The organism is Salsuginibacillus halophilus (assembly GCF_003014715.1).
GTDB classification, from domain to species: Bacteria; Bacillota; Bacilli; order Bacillales; family Marinococcaceae; genus Salsuginibacillus; species Salsuginibacillus halophilus.
In genome coordinates, this window is record NZ_PYAV01000004.1 from 187008 (window position 1) to 207822 (window position 20815).

The window sequence follows — 20815 nt, forward strand, 5'->3', positions numbered from 1 at the left end:
TGAAGGTAGGAAGGGGCCTGCATCATGAATCTTGATTTTACCCAGGTCATTCCGTCACTACCGTTTATATTACAAGGGATCGGGGTCACGCTCAGCATTGTAGCGGTGGCCCTCCTTTTCGGTTTTGTGCTCGGAGTGTTCCTTAGCTTATTAAAAATCGGAAAGTATAAAACGCTGCGTTTTCTAGCAGATGCATATACGTCAATTTTCCGCGGTACACCGCTTGTGCTGCAGCTAATGATTTTTTACTACGGACTGCCGCAGCTGATTGAAATGGATGTGCCCGCTTATTTGGCCGCGGTACTCACGTTCGGATTAAATTCAGCAGCTTACGTCTCTGAAATTATCCGCGCTGGTATTGAGGCGGTGGATGAAGGCCAGAAAGAAGCTGCTATGGCGCTTGGTATTCCGTATTCGGAAATGATGAAAGACGTCATTCTTCCGCAGGCGATGAAAAATATTTTACCGGCGCTTATGAACGAGTTTATTACTTTAACGAAAGAATCGGCGATCGTAACCGTCATAGGTGTGATGGATATTATGCGGCGGGCGTACATTGTCGGCGGTGACTTATATCTTTATTTGGAACCGCTCATCGTTGCTGGTATGATTTACTATGCGCTTGTGATGGGCTTAACGCTGCTTGGCAAACGGCTTGAACGGAGGTTGAGGCATAGTGATTAACGTAAAAAATCTGGATAAGAGCTTTGGCGATGCACGTGTCTTAAAAGACATTTCTACAACGATTGAAAAAGGCGAAGTTGTGACCGTGATTGGTCCGTCCGGCTCCGGGAAATCAACGTTTCTCCGCTGTTTGAACAAGCTCGAAGACCCAAGTGGCGGCAGTGTCGTTGTTGATGGCAAAGATATTATGGACCCAAACACCAACATTAACGATGTCCGCGAGCAAATCGGCATGGTGTTTCAGCACTTTCATTTGTTTCCGCATATGTCGGTTTTAGATAATCTGGCGTATGCGCCGACAAAAGTGAAAGGCCTCTCGAAAGCTGATGCCGAAGCGCGCGCGCAAGATTTATTACAGAAAGTAGGCTTGTCTGATAAAGCAGAACAGTATCCAAGCCGCCTCTCCGGCGGGCAGAAGCAGCGCGTTGCTATTGCCCGCGCCCTTGCGATGGAGCCGGACACGATGCTGTTTGATGAGCCGACCTCCGCCCTCGACCCGGAAATGGTGAAAGAGGTGCTTGATGTGATGAAAAGCCTTGCCGACACCGGCATGACAATGGTCATTGTGACCCACGAGATGGGCTTCGCCCGCGAAGTGGCCGACCGCGTCCTCTTTCTCGATGAAGGCCGTCTCGTTGAAGACGCCCCGCCGGCGACATTCTTCAGCCAGCCGGAAAGCGAACGCGCCCAGGACTTCCTCGCAAAAATCTTATAGCTGTAATGAAAAATCAACCCGGCTTCTGCCGGGTTGATTCTTTATTTATGCGCGGCGAGGAGAGATTTATGCGCGGCGAGGAGAGATTTATGCGCGGCGAGGAGAGATTTATGCGCGGCGAGGAGAGATTTATGCGCGGCGAGGAGAGATTTATGCGCGGCGAGGAGAGATTTATGCGCGGCGAGGAGAGATTTATGCGCGGCGAGGAGAGATTTATGCGCGGTGAGGAGAGATTTATGCGCGGCGAGGAGCGATTTATGCGCGGCGAGGAGAGATTTATGCGCGGCGAGGAGCGATTTCTGCGCGGCGAGGAGAGATTTATGCGCGGCAGGGTGCGATTTGTGCGCGGCAGGGTGCGATTTGTGCGCGGCAGGAGCGATTTGTGCGCGGCTGGAGCGATTTGTGCGCGGCTGGAGCGATTTGTGCGCGGCTGGAGCGATTTGTGCGCGGCTGGAGCGATTTGTGCGCGGTTGGAGAGAAAACTGCACGCGTGGAGAGAAAACTGCACGCGTGGGAAGAAAACTGCACGCCTGCCCTCGCCATAGAACGTGTCAACGCACAAAAAACGACGCCGTCCTCAGGCGTCGTTTTAACGTCATACGCATGTTATACTGTATGCATCCAGGCTGATGTGCAAAGGAGGCATACGAATGAAGCAGCTGTCACCTTGGGGATTTGCCCTTGTCATTTTCGGGGCGGTCACCGTAATGATCTCAACCTTAATTGATGGAAAGTATTAAAGTTGCATATAACCCCTGCTTACATACGAGCAGGGGTTTTGTATATCGCAAAAACAGGAATAAAGAAGCAGGACGTGTTAAGAGAAGGAGGGGGATTGTTGCGCACCATTCGTTTGCTGCCGGCTGTGCTCGTCATGCTCTTCGCTATGAGTGCATGTTTCAGCGTAGAAGAGGAGCAGCCGGGTGAGGAAGATACGCCAGGTGAAGAATATTATGAGCCGGAAGTAGATGAACCTGATGGCTCAGATATGCTTGATGATGACGATACAGAGGAATTCGAAGAAGCCCCGGAAGAATAAACCGGCTCCTCGCGCACCATCTCAGGCGGTGGTGCTCCGATGACCTCATGCTCTGCTCCTTCAGTTTCTGCCGCCGGTGTTTCTGTTTCTGCTTTGTTCGTAATTAAAAACCGGACGCGCTCTGCCACAATCTGAGTTTGTGTGGCCCGTTGACCGTCGCGCGTCTCAAATGAGCTCGTAACGACCCGGCCGTTCACAGATACGAGGGCGCCTTTATGGCAGTATTCTGCAGTGGTTTCAGCCTGCCGCCGCCATGCGACACAAGGGATGAAGTCCGCATCGAATGTTCCGTTGTTGTTACGGAAGCTGCGTTGTACTGCGAGGGTGAATTTACATAAACTGATCCCGTCTTTTGTATAAAATAGTTCAGGATCGCGGGTCAGCCGCCCGACCAAATTAACTGTATTCATATTACGACCGCCTTTCAATGAAAAAATGAGGGATGAAGCAGGTGCGGACCTCCTTTCAAGCGAAGATAAATCTTAATATAGCACAGCCTTTCATTTATGTTAATTTTCAAAAAATACAGTTTGCCGCCGCAAAGATGACCGAGGAGTTGTTGTACATATGAAATCCATCATCGATTGGACGATTCAGAAGCGCAAAGTTACATTTTTGTTTTTTATTATGATCATTATTGTGGGTGCCATTTCTTTATTTCAGCTGCCGCAGCGCGAGATCCCTTCGATCGAACCGCCGGTCGCCCAAGTATCGACAGTTTATCCTGGTGCTTCAGCTGAAGAAGTTGAAACGAATATTACCGCACCGCTTGAAGAAGGACTGCTTGGCATAGCTGAAGTAGAAGAAATTAATTCAGTATCAAGTCCAGGCATTTCCTCGATCACGATCTCATTTATTGATGACGGCTCAATTGATCAGGAGGCGGCATTAAATGATGCTGAACAGGTCGTTAATGACGAAGCCCCGGCGCTCCCGGATGATGCTGAAGAACCTGCTTTCAGCGATGACTTAAACCAGCAGGGACTTGCCACGTATCAAATCACTTATGAAGATGAAACAGCTTTCAATGAAGTGAACGAAAAGCTGAACGACTGGCGGAGTGAGTTTACCGCTGTACCTGATATTGCAGATCTCGGGGTGCAGGGGGCGCTTGAGGAAGAACTGCGCATCACGGTGGATCCGGAAGCGTTAGCTGATGAAGGTCTTGCTGCTGGTGCAGTGATCGGCGCGATTGAAGGTGAAATCGGCACAGTGCCGCCCGGTGAATGGGAAGGGGAAGATGAGCGCTACCGACTTACCCTTGAAACGTATGAACAAGCTGATGAATTAAGCACACTTTCCTTAAATGGTGACGGACTTGAAGTCGGCGACGTAGCTGATGTTGAACAAACGTATGCCCCAAGGGAGGAGCATGTTCACTTTGAAGGCGAACAGGCGCTGTCATTAACCTTCTTCCTCGGCGAAGAGGCAAGTGTCCCGCCGGCACAGGATGCGCTTGACCCGGTCGTTGCTGAATTTATGGAGGAGCTGCCTGCCGGGGCGGAGATGGAGCTTTTATATACCCAAGGCGACTTAGTGACTGAATTGTTTCAAGAACTTGCCGTTGCCTTTTTGATCGCATTTGCTTCAGTTTTGATCGTTTGTTCGTTCGGCTTGAACTTACCGACAGCATTATCTGTCGCTGCTGCTGTGCCAGTTTCAATTAGTATCGGCATGACTGTGCTGCCATTTACAGACATTGGCTTAAACCAGATTTCATTAATTGCTTTCATTATCGCACTCGGGATTTTAGTAGATGATGCGATCGTTGTTAATGAAAATATTGAACGAAGGCTCCGGCTTGGCGAGAAACCGCTCACAGCAGCAAGCCGCGGGGTTCGGCAAGTGGCAGCTTCCGTGATCACCTCCACATTAACGGTTGTATTTACGTTTATGCCGCTCTTATTGTTACCTGGTTCAGCCGGCGCCTTTATCGCCCCGCTTCCAGGCGTGTTGATTGCGGTTATTATCGCTTCAACTGTTGTAGCGCTGCTTTTAATCCCGGCATACCGCTACACGATTGACAGCCGAAAGCAAAAGCGTAGCCAGAAAAATAAAGAGCGAAAAGCGCCAGGACTCTTCGGCCGAATCATTGACCGCGGAGCCGGCGCTTACAGTGAGCGTGCACTGACACGTGTCGTAAAGCGTCCGGGTTTAACAGCATTGATCGGTTTTATTCTCGGGACGGCCGCCTATGGTTTGATTCCATTTACGCCGCTTGAATTTTTCCCGGATACTGACCGCGAAGAAATTTTTATTGAAACAAGTTTAGAAGAAGGCTCGCTTCTTTCTTCTACAGAAGAAGCAGCTGAAGAAGTAGAAGCCTGGCTTCAAGCTGAGCCGAACGTACAGACTGTTTCCACTTACATCGGGACAGACATTCCGGAGCTTTTCGGCGGTGGGAGTGACGCAGGTGGTGGCGCAGCCAATGAAACAAACGCCAATTTCCTCGTCTATATTGATAAAGAAGAAACTGCCGCCCGGGCGCAGATGAATGAGTGGAGCGAAGATTTTCAAGATGATTTCCCGGCCTTTGATGAAGCTGTATTTTCCATCATCGAATCCGGCCCGCCGGTAGGTGCACCAATTGCAGTCGAAGTGAGCGGCGAAGACATTCCAAGCATTATTGATAAAGCAGAAGACATTGAAGCGATCTTTGCTGAAACGGAAGGTGTGGCCAATACGACCATTGATGCCGGAAGCAGCTTCTCCTCCTATGAAATGACGCCGGACCGCGATGCGCTTGAGGAGAGCGGACTTACAGCAACAGATGTAACGGAACAACTCCGGCTGCTCGGGGAAGGACTCCCGCTTGGTGAAGTTACCGCAGCAGATGAACTGCGCGAACTGCGGCTCGTTTATGGCAACGATGGCGCTGTGAGCCCAGATGATTTAAACCGGATTGAGTTAAGTGAGCAGGCTGCCGGTGGCCCGCCTGAGGAAGGGCCTGAACCTGGTGCCGAAGCTGAACCTGAAACAACCAGCTTAGATGAGCTCGTTAATGTTGAAGAAAGTACAGCTGTCGCCTCCATCCCACGGACAAATACTGAGCGGACTGTAACCGTACGCGCCTTCCCAGGGGAACGAAGTGAAGACGACATCCTGGCTGAGCGCGGCGAAGAAGTGGAAGCATTCGCTGATGAAGAACACGATGTAGTTATCGGCGGGGAGACAGAAGAGCGAACCGACGTATTTTTAGATATCGGTCAAATCTTTACCATTGTTGTCTTTCTCATTCTCATCGTGATTGCCGTGCAGTTTTACTCGCTCTTTATGCCGCTTATCATTTTAAGCGTAGTGTATTTAGCCATTTCCGGTGCAATTATCGGCTTGTTTATCACCCAGACCGGTCTCGGTTTTATGTCCATGATGGGCGGGGTGGCGCTTGCCGGTATCGTCGTTCGTAATGGTATCGTGTTAATCGAGTTTATCGAGCAGCGCCGCCGCGACGGATCCGGCGCAGCAGATGCTGTGATTAGTGCCGGCCGCGACCGGTTCCGCCCGATTGTCCTGACGAGCGCAACCTCCCTTGCCGGGGTGTTACCGATTGCGCTCGGGGATAATCCATTGTTCCAGCCGCTCGGGATTGCGATCGCTGCCGGTCTGATTTTCTCGACCGTTTTAACATTGTTCGTTGTGCCGGCCCTTTACTTGTTGAAAGTCCGCTTCATTGAGCGCTCCAGCCGAAAGGGGCGTACAGCATGAACGTAAAAAAAGCGATTATCCCGGCAGCAGGGCTTGGCACCCGGTTTCTTCCAGCGACGAAAGCCCAGCCGAAAGAGATGCTGCCGGTGGTTGATCAACCGGTCATTCAATATATTGTTGAAGAAGCCGCCGCTGCCGGTATTGAAGATATTATGATTATTAGCGGCCGCGGCAAGCGGGCGATTGAAGACCATTTTGATCAATCATATGAGCTTGAAGCCGTACTGACGAAAAAACAAAAATGGGAACAGCTTGAACAAGTCCAGGCCATTTCAGCGCTTGCAAACATTCACTACATCCGCCAGCGCGAACCAAAAGGCCTCGGCCACGCCATTTACTGCGCCCGCCGCTTCATTGGTGATGAACCATTCGCCGTGCTTCTCGGTGATGATCTCGTTGATGCGAAAACCCCGTGCATCGGCCAGTTGATGCACGTGTATGACGCTGCAAAAAAACCGGTGATCGGCGTACAGCAAGTCGACAAAGCGGAAACCGGTGCTTACGGGATTGTAGCTCCCGGCGCACCGGGCCCGCTTCCCGGCACGTGGTGCGTCAATGAGCTTGTGGAAAAACCTGCGCCGGCTGAGGCTCCATCTGATCTCGGCATTATCGGCCGCTACATTTTAGAACCGTCCATTTTCAGCCATATTGCAAATACACCAGCTGATGCCGGCGGTGAAGTGCAGCTGACTGATGCTTTAGCAGAAGCGAACGAAGCAACGCCGATTCTCGCATCCTCATTTCAAGGGGAGCGTTACGACATCGGTCACCATGCCGGCTGGCTCCATGCTTCGTTAGCATTTGCTTTAAAAAGAAATGAGGTTAATGAAGCTGACCGGGAGAAACTGCGACGATTGATCGATGAGGATCAAAAGTGAAGTCTCTTTTCAAGCCGAATGCCGTCAAGTAAAATGAAATTTAAATTCACGAGTCATTTGTGGGTGAAAGGGGATCGACATCATGGTGAAAAAAGGGATGCCGGTGATCGGTGGTTTGTTGCTCGCTGGCTTCATCGGGACGCAGGCAGCTGGTGCCGGTAGTTTTACAGACGTTGATCAAAATTTCTGGGCGGCTTCTGAAATTTCCTATATGACAAGTGAAGGTGTCATTTCAGGCTACCCGTCGGATCAAACGTTTCGTCCAAGCGGTGAAATTACGCGGGGTGAAACGGCAGCTATGTTGACGCGGGCTTTGGACCTTACAAGTTCCATAAAAACTGCGAGCTTCTCGGATGTTGAATCGGATCACCCATTTCACCATGACATTGCTGCAGTTGAGAGCAACGACATTATGCAGGGCAATGAACACGGCAACTTTCACCCGGATGATGCGTTAACACGAGCGGAAATGGCTGAAGTACTCCGCAATGCGTTCGAACTTAATGCCTCATCTGAAGCTGAAGTGTTTACAGATGTGGCCCGGGATCACTGGGCGGCAGACGCAGTGCACAGCTTAGTTGAAGAACAGGTTACAACCGGCTATCCAGACGGCACGTACCGGCCGAACAGCGAAACGACACGGGCCGAGTTTGCCGTGTTTACCGCCCGGGCTGTCACTGATCAGTTCACTGCTGAACGTGATGCAGCTGGTGAACGCACAGACGTCTGGACGATTGGCGGGGTTGCCTTGGGCGACACAGAAGCTGAAGTGAAAAAGACGCTCGGGGAGCCTGAAGCGGTCGCAGCTTCACAGTACAACTTTGATTGGGAGATTTATCACGATGACTATGAATCTTACGTTCAGATTGGAACAGAAGACGGCGAAGTTGTAGCGATGTACACACCGCAGCGCAACTGGTCCGCGCCAAAAACGTACGATTTACACCCGATGAGCACGTCTTCTAGTGTTGAACGGGAGCTCGGAACCCCGCGGGAGACGATTGAAAAAGATGGTGTACAGCATATGCAGAGAGGGAGTTACCGTGATGTGCACCGACTTGATGATGCGTTTTACACTTTCTTTTACGACCGGCATCAATATGAGCGGGTCACGTCGCTCTTCATTTGTAATGCTGATGTAGAAAAGGCGTTCACAAACAGCTACGCAGCAGCATCAGATTCGTGGCGCACCTCACTTGAAGCACAGAGCAGACATTTAGTGAATGCCACCCGGGCTGAAGAAGGGATCGCACCGGTTAGTGCGAACAGCGAGGTCGCTGACGTGGCGCGCGCCCACAGTGAAGATATGGTGCAGCAACAGTTCTTTTCGCATTACAGTCCGGATGGTGCAGATTTGAGTGACCGTTTTCATGCAGCAGAGCTTTCGTTTATTTCAATCGGTGAAAACATTGCCCGCGGTCAAACCGATGCGATCCGGGCACACGAAGGCTGGATGAACTCCAACGAAGGCCACCGCGAAGCGATACTCAACAGCCGTTACCACGAACTCGGCGTCGGTGTCGCCTTCACAGAAAACAACGAACCCTACTACACCCAAAACTACTATACACCTTAAAAAACCCCGGCGGCGGCCGGGGTTTTTCATCGCCGTGTGCGCGGCGAGGTGCGGTTTGTGCGCGGCGAGGTGCGGTTTGTGCGCGGCGAGGTGCGGTTTGTGCGCGGCGAGGTGCGGTTTGTGCGCGGCCGGGTGCGGTTTATGCGCGGGGTGGTGCGATTAATGCGCGGCCGGGTGCGGTTTATGCGCGGGGTGGAGCGATTTGTGCGCGGCTGGTGTCGATTAATGCGCGGCGAGGTGCGGTTTATGCGCGGGGTGGAGCGATTTGTGCGCGGCAGTGTGCGATTAATGCGCGGGGTGGAGCGATTTGTGCGCGGCAGTGTGCGATTAATGCGCGGCCGGGGTCCTGCCAATATAAAAAACGATCCCCGGCTGGCGGGGATCGTTTCATTATGAGCTGTTTTCTTCGTCGTCATCATCTTCGTCGAGTTCCATATGCTCTCTGAAAGTGTTAGAGATCTCGTTACGAGATTCATCAAGGACATTGTAATAGTAAATGTTGCTTAAATATAAGTCATTCCCTTCGAGGTGGAGCGACTCGATGTTATCAAGCTCGCCGGCGTAGGTGTGCAGCGACAACATGTTGCGGAAGCTCATGTTCATCGTCATGTGATCATTTACGCTGTTTAACACGGAATTAAAGCTTGTGATGGAAGATAATGAAGCGCCTTCTGCAATGACGGCGCGGATAATTTCCTGGTGCCGGCTGCCGCGCCCAATATCACCCTCAGGATCATCGTAGCGCATCCGGGCGTAAGCGAGCGCTTCTTCGCCATCTAACGTTTGTTCACCTTCTTCAATGGAGATCGCATCAGGATTATCTTCACTGTCCATTTCTGTAAACGCGCGTTCAGATTCAATCTCAATGCCGCCGAGGGCATCCACGATTTCAATAAACGCAACGAAATTCATTTTCATGTAATAATCAACGGGAACATCCAGAAAGTTCTCCACTGTTTCAACAGCAAGGTCTGTCCCGCCGAATGCGTGGGCGTGCGCAATCTTATCCTCACCTCGCTCTGGGATGGTAACGAGTGTATCGCGCGGAATACTAGTCATCTTCACAGTGCCTTCATTCCGATTAAATGTGGCGTAAACGAGGGCATCCGTCCGCCCGGACAAGTCTCCGTCACGGTCATCTACACCGAGAAATAAAATCGATATGCTGTCACTGCCCGGGTCCACTGCTTCCATTCGCATTTCTGATGAGTCCCCGCGGTCGAGCTCTTCCTGGCTGTCTGAAGCAACATCCATAATTTGGTATATACCGTAACCGAGCAGTCCGCCGAAAATTAGAAACGAGAATAAGCCGAAGACGAGAAATAACTTAAAAATGCGGCGGTTGCGTCTACGGCGCCGCTCCCTCCGGCGGTGCTGTAATCGTTCTTCATTCATCATACAGTGCCCCTTTATTATCTAAAAACGAATGCATGAAGTGTGTCGCTTTTATTCTACGTGAAGTTACAGCCACGGTAAATTAGAAATTTCCATGGCAAATCGTGAAGAAATTTCCCGGGAAATGATGATCGATGCAGGACTTCCTTATGAATTCTTTGAAAAAGGGTGCAGCCAAAGCTACACCCGTCCTTCTGTATGTGTCACATCCGTTTCAAGATACACAGGCTCACCCGTTGAAAATGCAGCCTGTCCGTTCGTTAAATTCGTAAGCCACGTTTCAAAACGCTCGCCCTCACCAGCTTCTTTCGGCACATAAACATGCACGTTGACCGCTTCTGCGTAATCGATCGAATGAAGGTCATACGTGGAGTTTCTAAGCTCATTCTCCACTTTTCCAAGCAGTGTGTAATCAACGGCTACAGTATAAACGTCCATTAAGCGCCGCTCAACAACGCCTGTTTCATTTAACCCTTCTGAAACAGCATTCCCGTAAGCACGGATTAAGCCGCCCGCACCAAGTTTAATCCCGCCGAAGTAACGGGTGACCACGACGACGGTGTCTTTTAAGCCACGCTTTTTTAACACTTCAAGCATAGGCAGGCCTGCCGTTCCGCTTGGTTCACCGTCATCATTTGCTTTTTGAATGTCGTCCTGCTCGCCAATTAAGTATGCTGAACAGTTATGGGTGGCGTTCCAGTGCTGTTTTTTAATCTGTTCAATAAAGCTTTGAGCTTCAGCTTCAGTTTCAGCCCGTGTCACATAAGTAATAAAGCGGGATTTTTGAATGACGATCTCCGTTTCCCCGTACGTTTTCACTGTATAATAAGACGTAAGCATATAAACCCCTCCGAAAACAATGTAATTTTCATATAATATTGCTGTAACCTTTGAAACTAGACAGCCGTGATACGATGTAAATGGGACTTGCGCCGTGTGTGCTCACCCGCATTGATCACAATAACATGAAATATTTCCTGCAAAATATCGACAGTGATGAAGTTTCGTAACGTAGATTGTCGACAGGTTAAGGTTTTCTCGCAAAATGTGGAATATCTTAAAGTTTTGCACCGTTTTTTCATATAGGCCTTGAAGATTGTGATAAAATAATCATAACGAATCGTTGACGCATGTCAAATCGACGATTCATGCTCAAAGGCTGGTGAGAACCATGACAGAAAAGCCAAGCTTGGATCAAATTATTGAGCAGATGCTTTCAACTGTAGAAGAGAGCAAAGAGCAGATATTTGAAATCAGCGAACAATCACGCCAGGAGTATGAAACACTCACCCAGGAGCTCGAGCAGGTACAGGCCCAGGTTGGCGAAACGATTGACCGTGTAGATGCTTTGGAAAAAAACGCGCGGCTGGCGCGCAACCGGCTGGCAGCGATGAGTAAAGATTTTACCGACTACTCGAATGATGATGTCCGCCGGGCGTATGAAGCTGCCAATGAACTGCAGGTACAGCTCGCCGTTGAACGGCAGAATGAACAGCAGCTGCGCGAGCGCCGGGATCAACTCGAACGCCGGCTTGTACAACTTGAGGATACGCTGAACAGGGCAGAAGGTCTTGTCGGTCAAGTGGCTGTCGTGCAGAACTTTCTGAACGGTGATCTTCGTGAAATTGGAGATATGGTGGCCGATGCGCAGGAGAAACAGGCGTTTGGTTTAAAAATCATTGAAGCCCAGGAAGAGGAACGAAAACGTGTGGCCCGCGATATTCATGACGGGCCTGCGCAGATGCTTGCCAATATTATGCTGCGTTCAGAGCTTGTAGAACGCGTCTATCAAGAACAAGGCGTTGACCAGGCGCTTGCAGAAATCCAGGATATCCGCAGCTTAGTAAAGACAAGCCTTGGTGAAGTCCGCCGTATCATTTATGATCTGCGCCCGATGGCACTTGATGACCTAGGGCTCGTACCAACGCTCGAAAAATATTTACGCAATATCCAGGAAAATACCGACCTTGATATCCGTTTCACCCAGCATGGCAAAGACCAGCGGCTGCCGGCCAATATGGAAGTAGGTTTGTTCCGGCTCGTGCAGGAAGCGGTGCACAACACGTTGAAGCATGCAGAAGCAACTTATGTTCATATTAAGGCAGAGCTGCTTCGTACGAAGGCGACAATTATTGTTGAAGATGACGGCGTTGGTTTCGATGAAGAAGAAAAAGAAGCGCATTCTTTCGGTTTAATTGGAATGCGTGAGCGGGTGGAAAACCTGCGCGGGGAATTGACCATTCAGTCTACACCGCACCAAGGAACAACCATTCATATTTCTGTTCCTGTCGGTGATGGTGAAGAAGCTGAAATGAAACATGCGTAAAACAACCGGTAAGCGGGAAAACTGTATGTAGATCTTACGTTCGAGGCATAAAGCTTCACAAATGTTTTACCGGCTGCCGGTAGGTTGAAAGTTGAAGTTAGGACACGGAGAAAGGATGAGGGATATGCAGGAGCAAGACCAAGTAGAAAACACTGTACGCTTAGTGCTTATCGATGATCATAAATTATTCCGCGAGGGCGTAAAGCGGATTTTAGACATGGAACCGGGCTTTGAAATTGTTGCAGAAGGCGATGACGGTGATGAGGCAGCAGCGCTTGCGGCGGAATACCAGCCGGATGTTGTGCTGATGGATATTAACATGCCAAACACCAATGGCGTAGAAGCAACCCGGGAGCTGATCGCGCGTTTTCCGGAAATTCGTGTGCTCATTCTTTCGATTCATGATGATGAATCCTACGTCACTCACGTGCTGAAGACCGGGGCAGCCGGCTATCTTTTGAAAGAGATGGATGCGGATGCCTTGATCGAAGCGGTGAAAGTCGTCAGCTCCGGCGGCGCTTACATTCACCCGAAAGTGACGCACAATTTAATTAAAGAGTACCGCCGGCTTGCAAATGGTGATGAAGAAGAAGTGGATGAGTCAGAAATTGGCTACCGCGAAGTGGAGTACCGGAAGCCGCTGCACCTGCTCACCCGTCGTGAGTGCGAAGTGCTGCAGCTGATGACAGACGGCTACAGCAACCGGATGATCGGTGAAACGCTTTATATCAGCGAGAAAACCGTGAAAAACCACGTCTCCAACATTTTACAGAAAATGAACGTAAACGACCGCACCCAAGCCGTCGTTGACTCAATTAAAAAAGGCTACGTGAAAGTACGCTAACTCGTAAAACCGCTCCCTGCGCTGGAGCGGTTTTTTCGTGAGAGAGGGGGGACGAACGCTGAGTTGTCGGAGGGAACGAACGCCCGATCGAAGAGTGCGAACGCCCGATCGAAGAGTGCGAACGCCCGATCGAAGAGTGCGAACGCCCAATCGAAGGAAGTGAACGCCCAATCGAAGGAGGTGAACGCCCAATCGAAGGAGGTGAACGCCCAATCGAAGGAGGTGAACGCCCAATCGAAGGAGGTGAACGCCCAATCGAAGAGTGCGAACGCCCAATCGAAGGAAGCGAACGCCCAATCGAAGGAGGTGAACGCCCGATCGAAGAGTGCGAACGCCCAATCGAAGGAAGTGAACGCCCAATCGAAGAGAGCGAACGCCCAATCGAAGGAGGTGAACGCCCAATCGAGGGAGGTGAACGCCCAATCGAAGGAAGCGAACGCCCAATCGAAGGAGGTGAACGCCCAATCGAAGGAAGCGAACGCCCAATCGAAGGAGGTGAACGTCCAATCGAAGGAAGCGAACGCCCCATTCGTGCAGAAGGAAGCTTTAAAATCGAGGCCGGCCGGAAGCTTGTTCAATATAGCCTCGTATTGTTCGTGCTTGGCTGTTGCTATAACTTAGATGCTTCCGAACATGACGTGTTTCTATTTCAGGATATTGTGAAATTAATTGTTGTACCTTTAAAATCTCGGAGAGGTCATTTTTTTGCTTTTCGATCATAAAACGGCTAATATATGTGCTTAGTGAAATGGATTGTAACAGCTCGTCTGTCCCCTCCCACTTGTACAAAGTTATCTTGCTTAAAAACTTTTCTAAATTTCGGTTTTGAGAAAGGAATCGAAATACCATTTCACTTTGAATTTGCTTTGTCGTCGTCAGTTTTTCAGACGGTTTAGTAGGGAGAAAGCTTTGTTCCATTAAGAATGAAACCAACCCCAATATGATATCAGTTATTTGTAATGGATAAGAGTAATAGGAATCTAAAGGTTCTAGGGTGTGAATGGTGTAAGCTTTTTTTCTGTACAATGCATGAGCTTGCATTTGGTCTTTAATCTTGCCGTAAAGCCATTGATATTCATTATTTTGATCCATGTAAACTTCCACTTCTTCAGCGTGCTCAGCTTCTATACCTCGAGTCATTCCGTAATATAGCCGCTCTGGAATTTTCACGTAGAACAACTTACGCAATTCCTCTTTGCTAAGGTTCATCGTTTCAGATGATACCTTCGCCTCAGAATTATTGATAATCATCGCATTAAACTGTAAATCTTCTTCTTGCAAAAATTCATTTAAAGCATGGATGTAAAGGTGCATATACTTATCATCTTTAAGTTGAGAAAAATGAAGTTCATGTGAGGGGGTTGAAGGGAGCGTAGACGCCAGGCGGTGATCAAGAGATGTCCAAGCATCTAAGGAGCCTCCGGCAGCCCCATAATAAGAATACATTTTTTTGTCGTCAAGCTTGCCGGACTCATCAAAATATATTTTATACACAGTTTTAGCTCCTTTGCTCAAATTGACGGTTAAGCGCAAGTATAGTAAAGTATAGTTAGAAATATAATAGTGATGAAACAGTACTTTCCCCGCCACCTTTAGGCTTAGGGCTGGTACTGTTTCAAGTGAGAGCACCTTTCCTCGCCACCTTAGGCTGAGGCTTGGTGCTTTTTTTGTATATCAACATTTTAGCATGGCCTGCATGAATTGAAATCACAAGGAAGGTGAAATTTTACTTTCGCTTATCCAAACCGCTCCCTGCGCTGGAGCGGTTTTTTCGTGAGAGAGTGGGGAACGAACGCTTAATCGAAGGGAACGAACGCCCGATCGAAGAGTGCGAACGCCCGATCGAAGAGTGCGAACGCCCGATCGAAGAGTGCGAACGCCCAATCGAAGGAAGCGAACGCCCCATTCGTGCAGAAGGAAGCCAGTCGCGCAGAACTGGAGCCAATCGCGCAGAAACCGCGCCAGTCGCGCAGAACCGGAGCCAGTCGCGCAGAACCGGAGCCAGTCGCGCAGAACCGGAGTCAGTCGCGCAGAAATCAGAAACCGCGCCTCAGCCGAAAGTCGGTCTTGAATCACGACGCATGGAAGGATATGATAAAAATAGCAGATCAGCCGGTCTACATAAGAAGTAAAACAAGAAAACGGCCGAAATTTCATGAAAAAGAGAGGTCAATCTATGGCAAACGTAGCAATTGTCACTGACAGCACTGCCTATTTAAGCGAAGAAATGCTCAATGCGTACAACATTCACACCATTCCGCTCAGCGTCGTTTTCGGCGAAAAAACGTACCGAGAAGAAATCGACATGACGACAAGTACGTTTTACGAAAAAATTCAGGAGGTGGATCAGCTTCCGACCACCTCCCAGCCGCCGCTCGGCGAGTTCATCAAGCTGTACGAGTCCTTGGCCGAAACGTACGACGCCGTCATTTCCATCCACTTGTCCAGCGGCATCAGCGGAACGTTTGCCACTGCCCAAACCGCCGCAGAATCGGTGGAAGGCATTGAGGTGCATCCGTTTGATTCAGAGATCAGCTGTGCGCCGCAAGGGTATTTCGTGCTCGAAGCCGCCGAGCGCGCCGCAAAAGGGGAGGATGTCGACGAAATTTTCGCCCGCCTTGAAGAACTGCGAGAGCGGATCCGCGCGTACTTTATGGTTGATAATTTAAATCATCTGCACCGGGGCGGCCGGTTAAGCGGTGCGCAGGCGCTTGTCGGCAGTATGCTGCAGATTAAGCCGGTGCTCCATTTTGAAGATAAAATGATTGTTCCGTTTGAAAAAGTGCGTACATCGAAAAAGGCCCTCAACCGGATTTATGAGCTCTTTGAAGAAGATGCAGGCACAGGCAAGCCGATCCGCGCGACCGTGATCCATGCAAATCGGCCGGCGCAGGCGGAAGAGATGAAAGCAGAGCTCGAGAAAAAATTTAATAATGTCACGATCGATATCAGCTATTTCGGCCCGGTGATCGGCACCCACCTCGGCGAAGGAAGTCTCGGCCTCGGCTGGTACATTTCTGGAGCCTGACCCCCGCCCGAACACCGCGTTAACGTGATAAAGTATACCGATGTGCAAAAAGCCGGCCGCGTGCCGGCTTTTTATTTGTTTAAGAGATCGCGCACAGCGGAGCGAAACGCCTCCCGCTCAGCGTCGGTGAAGGCTTTCGGCCCCTTCGTTTTCTGCCCGCTCCGCCGCGCAGCTGCGCTCGCATGCCGGGCTTCGAGCATCGCATCAATCGTCTCTGGCGTATATACGAAGCCGGTCGGGTGGATCACGCGGCAGCCTTTACCAAGCGCGAGCGAAGCCAGGCCGTAGTCCTGCGTCACCATAATGTCGCCCTTTCCCGCAAGCTGCATCAGCTTGTAATCCGCCGCCTCCCGCCCGGTATCCACGTACACGTGCGCCACCCCAGCCGGTGCATCCGCCCCCGAAAAATGAGCGTAACTCTGCACGAACACGACCTCCGCCCCAGCCGCGAGCGCTTCCTCTGTCACTTCCGTCTTCACCGGGCACGCGTCCCCGTCTACATATACTATCATGCGCCCGCCCCCTTTCATCTTTCTCTATTGTACTATACGCGGCTTCGTGCGAGCCATGCACTGACCCTCGATCGACCGAACCCGGCGTCATGCCGGGTTCGCACATCATTAAAAATGACATACGGAAGAAAGCCGGCACCGGCCGGCTTTCCATCCTGCCAACATGAGCGTGCAGAAGCGAGGTACAGCCGTGCAGTATCGAGCGTGAGCGTGCAGCAGCGTGGTGCAGCTGTGCAGTAGCGAGATGTAGCCGTGCAGCAGCGAGAGTTGAGCGTGCAGAAGCGAAGCGCAGCCGTGCAGTAGCAAGAGTTGAGCGTGCAGTAGAGAGAGTGAGCGTGCAGTAGCAAGAGTTGAGCGTGCAGAAGCGGGATGAAGCCGTGCAGTAGCGGGTTGCAGCCGTGCACTGGCCCTGGATCGACCGAACCCGGCGTCATGCCGGGTTCGCACATCATTAAAATGACATACGGAAGAAAGCCGGCGCCGGCCGGCTTTCCATCCTGCCAACATGAGAGTGCAGTAGCAAGGGTTGAGCGTGCAGCAGCGAGGGTTGAGCGTGCAGCAGCGAGGCGCAGCCGTGCAGTAGCAAGGAGTGAGCGTGCAGTAGCGGGATGTAGCCGTGCAGCAGTGGAATGCAGCCGTGCAGTGGCGAGGGTGAGTGTGCAGAAGCGAGGAGTGAGCGTGCAGTAGCGGGGTGTAGCCGTGCAGTAGAGAGTTGCATCCGTGCGGTAGCTAAGCACCCCTGCTACTGGCGCAGCCGGCGCGGGTGGGCTATAATAACAATAGGCGCCCTGCCGCCTGCCCCAGAAAGGAGCCGCTGCCATGTCCAATATGCCTGCATTTCTCGCCGGCCGGCGCCTCCTCCGCGCCGAGCTCCCGTTCTCTGACGACGAGCTCGCTCCGCATCTTGCCGCCGGCACCATCCGCACCACACCAGGTATCAGCACCACCCGCGCCGAGCGCCTGCTCCGCCCCGCCCGCCATTTCTGCCACCGCTGCTGCACGACCGACGCCCACCAGTTTCAGCCATTCCCGTGTGCCACATGCGCCGCGCCGTGCGTGTACTGCCGCAACTGCGTTGTGATGGGGCGCGTCAGTTCGTGCACGCCGCTGTATACGTGGCACGGCGCCGCGCCACGGCCGCGAGCAGACGCAGGAGCGTGTGCGTTTTCCGGCACGCTCACCCTATCACAGCAAAAAGCGGCAGATGCGATCACCGCGCGCCTCGGGCAAGCTTCCGAGCTGCTCATCTTTGCCGTCTGCGGCGCCGGCAAAACGGAGCTTCTCTTTCCGGCGATCAGCGAAACGCTCGCCGCCGGCCGCCGCGCCCTCATCGCCACCCCGCGCGCCGATGTGGTGCATGAGCTTCTGCCGCGCATGAGATCGGCGTTTCCAAACGCCCGCGTTACCGGCTTGTACGGCGGGAGCGAGGACCGCAACGCCTACGGTGACCTTGTCATCAGCACGACGCACCAGCTCCGCCGCTTTCACCACGCGTTTCATCTCACCATTGTAGATGAAATTGACGCCTTTCCGTACACGTTTGACGCCACCCTCCGCCACGCCGTAAGCGAAGCGGCCCACCCGAGCGCCTGCCGCGTTTACTTAACCGCCACGCCCGGCCGCGCCGAACTTGCCCGGATGAAGCACGGGACGCTCGATTACGCCCTCATTCCCCGCCGCTTTCACGGCCACGACCTGCCTGAATTAAACTTTACGTGGTGCACCGGCTGGAAAAAAGCCCTCGAGAAACAACGCCTGCCGAAGCCGGTCGCCGCCTGGTGCGAAGCCCAGCTTCATCATAAAAAGCCGGCCATGATGTTTGTCCCATCCAAAACCGCTGCGGAAACGCTCGCCGCCATGCTTCATCCTCTTCATCCCGCCATCACAAGTGTTCACGCAGAAGACCCAGCGCGGAAGGCGAAAGTCGAAGCCTTCCGCCGCGGCGAGATCCCCATCCTTGTTACCACCACCATCCTTGAGCGCGGCGTCACCGTGCCCGGCGCCAATGTCGCCCTATTCGGCGCCGATGACAACATCTTCACCGCCGCTGCCATCATTCAAATGGCCGGCCGTGCCGGACGCAGCGCCGACGAGCCAGACGGCGATGTCCGTCTTTTTCACGACGGACGCACAAACGCCATGTTTCAAGCCGGCCGCTACATCGAAGCCATGAACGCCGGCACCGCCCCAAAAACCATCTAAAAGGAGAAAACGACATGCACCTTCGCGACCTCACCGCCACCGGTCCCCCGTGCCTCGCCTGCCACACCCCCATCGCCCAGCCTGTCTCCTGGCGTGCGCTGCTCATCCCGGACAAAGACAAGTTCTGCCACGCCTGCCGCAGCCAGCTCTGCCTTCTCCCGGAAGGTTGTCCCGGCTGCAGCCACCCGCTTCTGCCGCAGGAAACGTCGTGCTACAGCTGCCGCAAATGGGACCAATCCCTGCACTGGCGCGGCCTCATCAACCAAAACGTCGCCATTTATCCGTACAACGATTTCTGTCGAAACTTAGTGGCGCGCTGGAAATACCGCGGGGACGCCGCCATCGCGGAAGGATTCCGCCCGGCGTTTGTGAAGGCGTACAAACGTCACTTTCCCGACTGCCTGCCTGTGCCGATCCCACTCGCCCCTGAGCGGCTGCTCGAGCGCGGGTTTAACCAGGCCGAACAGCTCGCTTCGTTTGTCGGTGAGCCGGTTAATGTGCTCAAACGGCCGGAGATGGCAGAAAAGCAGAGTAAAACAAGTTATGCCGGGCGCCTAAACGGAGACAGCCGTCCGTTTGTTTTCGACAATCATCGGGAATTTGCGATAAAAGATCGACATCTTCTGCTCATAGATGATATATATACTACAGGAGCAACAGTACGAAAAGCGGCCCGCCCCCTGCTTGAAGCAGGAGCAGCAGCAGTTTCAGCCCTCACGCTCGCCCGGGCGGTCAAGCTGGCAGATGAAGGCGGTTTCGTGTAAAATAGTAGATAGATAAACTTTCGGTGGAGGTGCGGCGTATGAAAGATTTGGCCAACTGCCCGCGGTGCGGCAACTTGTTTGTGAAGGCTTTTACAAATGTGTGCAATGACTGCAAACGTGAGCTCGACAAGCATTTTGAAACGGTGTACAAGTTCATTAAAAAGCGCGACAACCGGATGGCGACGATGAAGCAGGTCGTTGAAGCAACCGGCGTGTCTGAAGAAGACATCACCCGTTTCGTCAAAGAAGGACGCTTAAAAACGTCGCAGTTTCCAAATCTTGATTACGGCTGCGAACAATGCGGCACCCGAATTTCCGAAGGACGGCTGTGCGACAGCTGCCGCGGCCAAATTGACTCCGGCTTGAAAGCAGAAGCGGCCGAAAAAGAAGTTGCAGAACGTCAGGAAAAAGAAGAACATGAAAAAGCGAACCGAGCTTACGGAACGCTGAACCGTTATATTGATAAAGGAAACGAATAAGTATTAAACATTCCGGGTAACGTGCCGATATAAGTGATAGATAACACAATCGCTGACCGGCACGCCCGGATTTTTTTAATGAAGCGAGGTGGCACACATGAAAATTAACCCGCTCGGCCCGATGAACAACAACCCGTACCGCCAGCAGGTCGAAAAGCAGAACGAAGCCGGCCAAGCCGCGCAAAAAAAAGATCAAGTGGAAATCTCTGATCAAGCGAAACACATGCAGCAAGAAAGCGGAGACGAGATCCGTACCGATAAAGTGAACGAACTGAAACAACAAATCGATAGCGGCGAGTACAACGTCAACAACAACGACATCGCCCGCAGCCTGTACGACTTCTGGAACGGCAGCTAATCCCCCTGCGCGCAGCTGAACCATAAGCTGCGCCACTTTTGATCCTGGACTGCACAGCTGGCGTAAGTTACTGCACGCGTAGCTGGAGTTACTGCACGATTGAGCGAATAACTGCACGGCTGGCGAGGTAACTGCGCGATTAGCACGGTTACTGCGCGATTAGCACGGTTACTGCGCGATTAGCACGGTTACTGCGCGATTAGCGCGGACTACTGCGCGATTAGCACGGACTACTGCGCGATTAGCACGGTTACTGCGCGGTTAGCGCGGACTACTGCGCGCTTAGCACGGTTACTGCGCGCTTAGCACG

General features: G+C 52.0%; 24 protein-coding genes. 15 read left to right on the forward strand and 9 right to left on the reverse strand.

What is annotated here, in order from left to right:
* Positions 1–24 precede the first annotated feature (24 nt).
* Positions 25–684 carry an amino acid ABC transporter permease gene (locus B0H94_RS04780; protein ID WP_106588114.1) on the forward strand — a complete coding sequence of 220 codons (660 nt, stop codon included), beginning with the start codon at positions 25–27 and terminating at the stop codon, positions 682–684.
* Positions 677–1399 carry an amino acid ABC transporter ATP-binding protein gene (locus B0H94_RS04785; RefSeq protein WP_106588115.1) on the forward strand — a complete coding sequence of 241 codons (723 nt, stop codon included), beginning with the start codon at positions 677–679 and terminating at the stop codon, positions 1397–1399. The genes B0H94_RS04780 and B0H94_RS04785 overlap by 8 nt, the downstream gene beginning before the upstream one ends.
* A 13-nt stretch (positions 1400–1412) precedes the next feature.
* On the opposite strand, the gene B0H94_RS15500 is transcribed toward B0H94_RS04785, so the two are convergent.
* Positions 1413–1907 carry a hypothetical protein gene (locus B0H94_RS15500; protein ID WP_427909928.1) on the reverse strand — a complete coding sequence of 165 codons (495 nt, stop codon included), beginning with the start codon at positions 1905–1907 and terminating at the stop codon, positions 1413–1415.
* A 330-nt stretch (positions 1908–2237) separates the two neighbouring features.
* On the opposite strand from B0H94_RS15500, the gene B0H94_RS04795 reads away from it, so the two are divergent.
* Positions 2238–2438: a hypothetical protein gene (locus B0H94_RS04795; RefSeq protein ID WP_106588117.1), complete on the forward strand. Its 201-nt coding sequence runs from the start codon at positions 2238–2240 to the stop codon at positions 2436–2438.
* Here the strand turns inward: B0H94_RS04795 and B0H94_RS04800 are convergent.
* Positions 2351–2848 carry a single-stranded DNA-binding protein gene (locus B0H94_RS04800; RefSeq protein ID WP_106588118.1) on the reverse strand — a complete coding sequence of 166 codons (498 nt, stop codon included), beginning with the start codon at positions 2846–2848 and terminating at the stop codon, positions 2351–2353. The two genes, B0H94_RS04795 and B0H94_RS04800, sit on opposite strands and share 88 nt — an antisense overlap.
* A 157-nt stretch (positions 2849–3005) precedes the next feature.
* Here B0H94_RS04800 and B0H94_RS04805 point away from each other — a divergent pair, with 157 nt between their 5' ends.
* The 3 genes from B0H94_RS04805 (at position 3006) to B0H94_RS04815 (ending at position 8597) form a co-directional block, all read left to right on the forward strand.
* A complete protein-coding gene (locus B0H94_RS04805) occupies positions 3006–6143 on the forward strand; it encodes an efflux RND transporter permease subunit (RefSeq protein WP_106588119.1) in 3138 nt (1045 codons plus the stop codon).
* A complete protein-coding gene (gene galU, locus B0H94_RS04810; RefSeq protein ID WP_106588120.1) occupies positions 6140–7021 on the forward strand; it encodes a UTP--glucose-1-phosphate uridylyltransferase GalU in 882 nt (293 codons plus the stop codon). Before B0H94_RS04805 ends, galU begins: the two co-directional genes overlap by 4 nt.
* An 82-nt stretch (positions 7022–7103) precedes the next feature.
* The gene (locus B0H94_RS04815) at positions 7104–8597 is read left to right on the forward strand and encodes an S-layer homology domain-containing protein (protein WP_106588121.1); all 1494 of its coding nucleotides are present in this window, start codon (positions 7104–7106) and stop codon (positions 8595–8597) included.
* 26 nt (positions 8598–8623) lie between these two features.
* On the opposite strand, the gene B0H94_RS15505 is transcribed toward B0H94_RS04815, so the two are convergent.
* From B0H94_RS15505 to B0H94_RS04830, 3 genes are all read right to left on the reverse strand, one after another.
* On the reverse strand, positions 8624–9082 hold the full coding sequence (locus B0H94_RS15505; protein ID WP_106588122.1) for a hypothetical protein: 459 nt from the start codon (positions 9080–9082) through the stop codon (positions 8624–8626).
* Complete coding sequence (locus B0H94_RS04825) at positions 8988–9992, reverse strand: LCP family protein (RefSeq protein WP_245893905.1); 1005 nt, start codon at positions 9990–9992, stop codon at positions 8988–8990. Before B0H94_RS04825 ends, B0H94_RS15505 begins: the two co-directional genes overlap by 95 nt.
* Before the next feature lie 180 nt (positions 9993–10172).
* The gene (locus B0H94_RS04830; RefSeq protein WP_106588124.1) at positions 10173–10832 is read right to left on the reverse strand and encodes a YigZ family protein; all 660 of its coding nucleotides are present in this window, start codon (positions 10830–10832) and stop codon (positions 10173–10175) included.
* A gap of 331 nt (positions 10833–11163) precedes the next feature.
* On the opposite strand from B0H94_RS04830, the gene B0H94_RS04835 reads away from it, so the two are divergent.
* Both B0H94_RS04835 and B0H94_RS04840 read left to right on the forward strand, forming a co-directional pair.
* Positions 11164–12318: a sensor histidine kinase gene (locus tag B0H94_RS04835; protein ID WP_106588125.1), complete on the forward strand. Its 1155-nt coding sequence runs from the start codon at positions 11164–11166 to the stop codon at positions 12316–12318.
* Between the two features lie 124 nt (positions 12319–12442).
* Positions 12443–13162, forward strand: coding sequence for a response regulator (locus B0H94_RS04840; RefSeq protein WP_106588126.1), 720 nt, complete (start codon positions 12443–12445; stop codon positions 13160–13162).
* Here the strand turns inward: B0H94_RS04840 and B0H94_RS14985 are convergent.
* Both B0H94_RS14985 and B0H94_RS04850 read right to left on the reverse strand, forming a co-directional pair.
* Positions 13159–13740 carry a hypothetical protein gene (locus B0H94_RS14985; protein ID WP_146139918.1) on the reverse strand — a complete coding sequence of 194 codons (582 nt, stop codon included), beginning with the start codon at positions 13738–13740 and terminating at the stop codon, positions 13159–13161. The two genes, B0H94_RS04840 and B0H94_RS14985, sit on opposite strands and share 4 nt — an antisense overlap.
* On the reverse strand, positions 13709–14791 hold the full coding sequence (locus B0H94_RS04850) for a DUF3800 domain-containing protein (RefSeq protein WP_106588128.1): 1083 nt from the start codon (positions 14789–14791) through the stop codon (positions 13709–13711). Before B0H94_RS04850 ends, B0H94_RS14985 begins: the two co-directional genes overlap by 32 nt.
* Positions 14792–14943: 152 nt before the next feature.
* On the opposite strand from B0H94_RS04850, the gene B0H94_RS04855 reads away from it, so the two are divergent.
* Positions 14944–15294: a hypothetical protein gene (locus B0H94_RS04855; RefSeq protein ID WP_146139919.1), complete on the forward strand. Its 351-nt coding sequence runs from the start codon at positions 14944–14946 to the stop codon at positions 15292–15294.
* Positions 15295–15338: 44 nt separating this feature from the next.
* Entirely contained in the window at positions 15339–16190 is an 852-nt protein-coding gene (locus tag B0H94_RS04860; protein WP_106588130.1) for a DegV family protein, read from the forward strand.
* 71 nt (positions 16191–16261) lie between these two features.
* Here B0H94_RS04860 and B0H94_RS04865 read toward each other — a convergent pair whose 3' ends face one another.
* Positions 16262–16702 carry a YaiI/YqxD family protein gene (locus B0H94_RS04865; protein ID WP_106588131.1) on the reverse strand — a complete coding sequence of 147 codons (441 nt, stop codon included), beginning with the start codon at positions 16700–16702 and terminating at the stop codon, positions 16262–16264.
* 369 nt (positions 16703–17071) lie between these two features.
* Here B0H94_RS04865 and B0H94_RS14990 point away from each other — a divergent pair, with 369 nt between their 5' ends.
* Positions 17072–17389: a hypothetical protein gene (locus B0H94_RS14990; RefSeq protein ID WP_146139920.1), complete on the forward strand. Its 318-nt coding sequence runs from the start codon at positions 17072–17074 to the stop codon at positions 17387–17389.
* Positions 17390–17521: 132 nt separating this feature from the next.
* Positions 17522–18904: an ATP-dependent helicase ComFA gene (locus B0H94_RS04870; RefSeq protein ID WP_106588132.1), complete on the forward strand. Its 1383-nt coding sequence runs from the start codon at positions 17522–17524 to the stop codon at positions 18902–18904.
* On the opposite strand, the gene B0H94_RS15115 is transcribed toward B0H94_RS04870, so the two are convergent.
* Entirely contained in the window at positions 18901–19149 is a 249-nt protein-coding gene (locus tag B0H94_RS15115; RefSeq protein WP_181315267.1) for a hypothetical protein, read from the reverse strand. The genes B0H94_RS04870 and B0H94_RS15115 overlap by 4 nt on opposite strands.
* A gap of 63 nt (positions 19150–19212) precedes the next feature.
* Between B0H94_RS15115 and B0H94_RS15120 the strand changes: the two genes are divergently transcribed.
* The 3 genes from B0H94_RS15120 (at position 19213) to flgM (ending at position 20505) form a co-directional block, all read left to right on the forward strand.
* The gene (locus B0H94_RS15120) at positions 19213–19668 is read left to right on the forward strand and encodes a ComF family protein (protein WP_181315268.1); all 456 of its coding nucleotides are present in this window, start codon (positions 19213–19215) and stop codon (positions 19666–19668) included.
* 38 nt (positions 19669–19706) lie between these two features.
* The gene (locus B0H94_RS04880; RefSeq protein WP_106588134.1) at positions 19707–20147 is read left to right on the forward strand and encodes a TIGR03826 family flagellar region protein; all 441 of its coding nucleotides are present in this window, start codon (positions 19707–19709) and stop codon (positions 20145–20147) included.
* A gap of 97 nt (positions 20148–20244) precedes the next feature.
* Positions 20245–20505, forward strand: a complete 261-nt coding sequence (flgM, locus tag B0H94_RS04885) for a flagellar biosynthesis anti-sigma factor FlgM (protein ID WP_106588135.1) — start codon at positions 20245–20247, stop codon at positions 20503–20505.
* The last annotated feature ends 310 nt before the right edge of the window (positions 20506–20815 follow it).

Excerpts from the sequence above, each read along its gene's own strand:
- B0H94_RS04825 (WP_245893905.1), bottom strand. The coding sequence starts at position 9,992 with ATGAATGAAGAACGATTACAGCACCGCCGGAGGGAGCGGCGCCGTAGA.
- B0H94_RS04835 (WP_106588125.1), top strand. The coding sequence starts at position 11,164 with ATGACAGAAAAGCCAAGCTTGGATCAAATTATTGAGCAGATGCTTTCA.
- B0H94_RS04865 (WP_106588131.1), bottom strand. The coding sequence starts at position 16,702 with ATGATAGTATATGTAGACGGGGACGCGTGCCCGGTGAAGACGGAAGTG.
- B0H94_RS04880 (WP_106588134.1), top strand. The coding sequence starts at position 19,707 with ATGAAAGATTTGGCCAACTGCCCGCGGTGCGGCAACTTGTTTGTGAAG.
- B0H94_RS15505 (WP_106588122.1), bottom strand. The coding sequence starts at position 9,082 with ATGTCCTTGATGAATCTCGTAACGAGATCTCTAACACTTTCAGAGAGC.
- B0H94_RS04840 (WP_106588126.1), top strand. The coding sequence starts at position 12,443 with ATGCAGGAGCAAGACCAAGTAGAAAACACTGTACGCTTAGTGCTTATC.
- B0H94_RS14990 (WP_146139920.1), top strand. The coding sequence starts at position 17,072 with ATGAAGCCGTGCAGTAGCGGGTTGCAGCCGTGCACTGGCCCTGGATCG.
- B0H94_RS04815 (WP_106588121.1), top strand. The coding sequence starts at position 7,104 with ATGGTGAAAAAAGGGATGCCGGTGATCGGTGGTTTGTTGCTCGCTGGC.
- B0H94_RS04780 (WP_106588114.1), top strand. The coding sequence starts at position 25 with ATGAATCTTGATTTTACCCAGGTCATTCCGTCACTACCGTTTATATTA.
- B0H94_RS04870 (WP_106588132.1), top strand. The coding sequence starts at position 17,522 with ATGTCCAATATGCCTGCATTTCTCGCCGGCCGGCGCCTCCTCCGCGCC.
- B0H94_RS04805 (WP_106588119.1), top strand. The coding sequence starts at position 3,006 with ATGAAATCCATCATCGATTGGACGATTCAGAAGCGCAAAGTTACATTT.
- flgM (WP_106588135.1), top strand. The coding sequence starts at position 20,245 with ATGAAAATTAACCCGCTCGGCCCGATGAACAACAACCCGTACCGCCAG.
- B0H94_RS04860 (WP_106588130.1), top strand. The coding sequence starts at position 15,339 with ATGGCAAACGTAGCAATTGTCACTGACAGCACTGCCTATTTAAGCGAA.
- B0H94_RS04800 (WP_106588118.1), bottom strand. The coding sequence starts at position 2,848 with ATGAATACAGTTAATTTGGTCGGGCGGCTGACCCGCGATCCTGAACTA.
- galU (WP_106588120.1), top strand. The coding sequence starts at position 6,140 with ATGAACGTAAAAAAAGCGATTATCCCGGCAGCAGGGCTTGGCACCCGG.
- B0H94_RS04830 (WP_106588124.1), bottom strand. The coding sequence starts at position 10,832 with ATGCTTACGTCTTATTATACAGTGAAAACGTACGGGGAAACGGAGATC.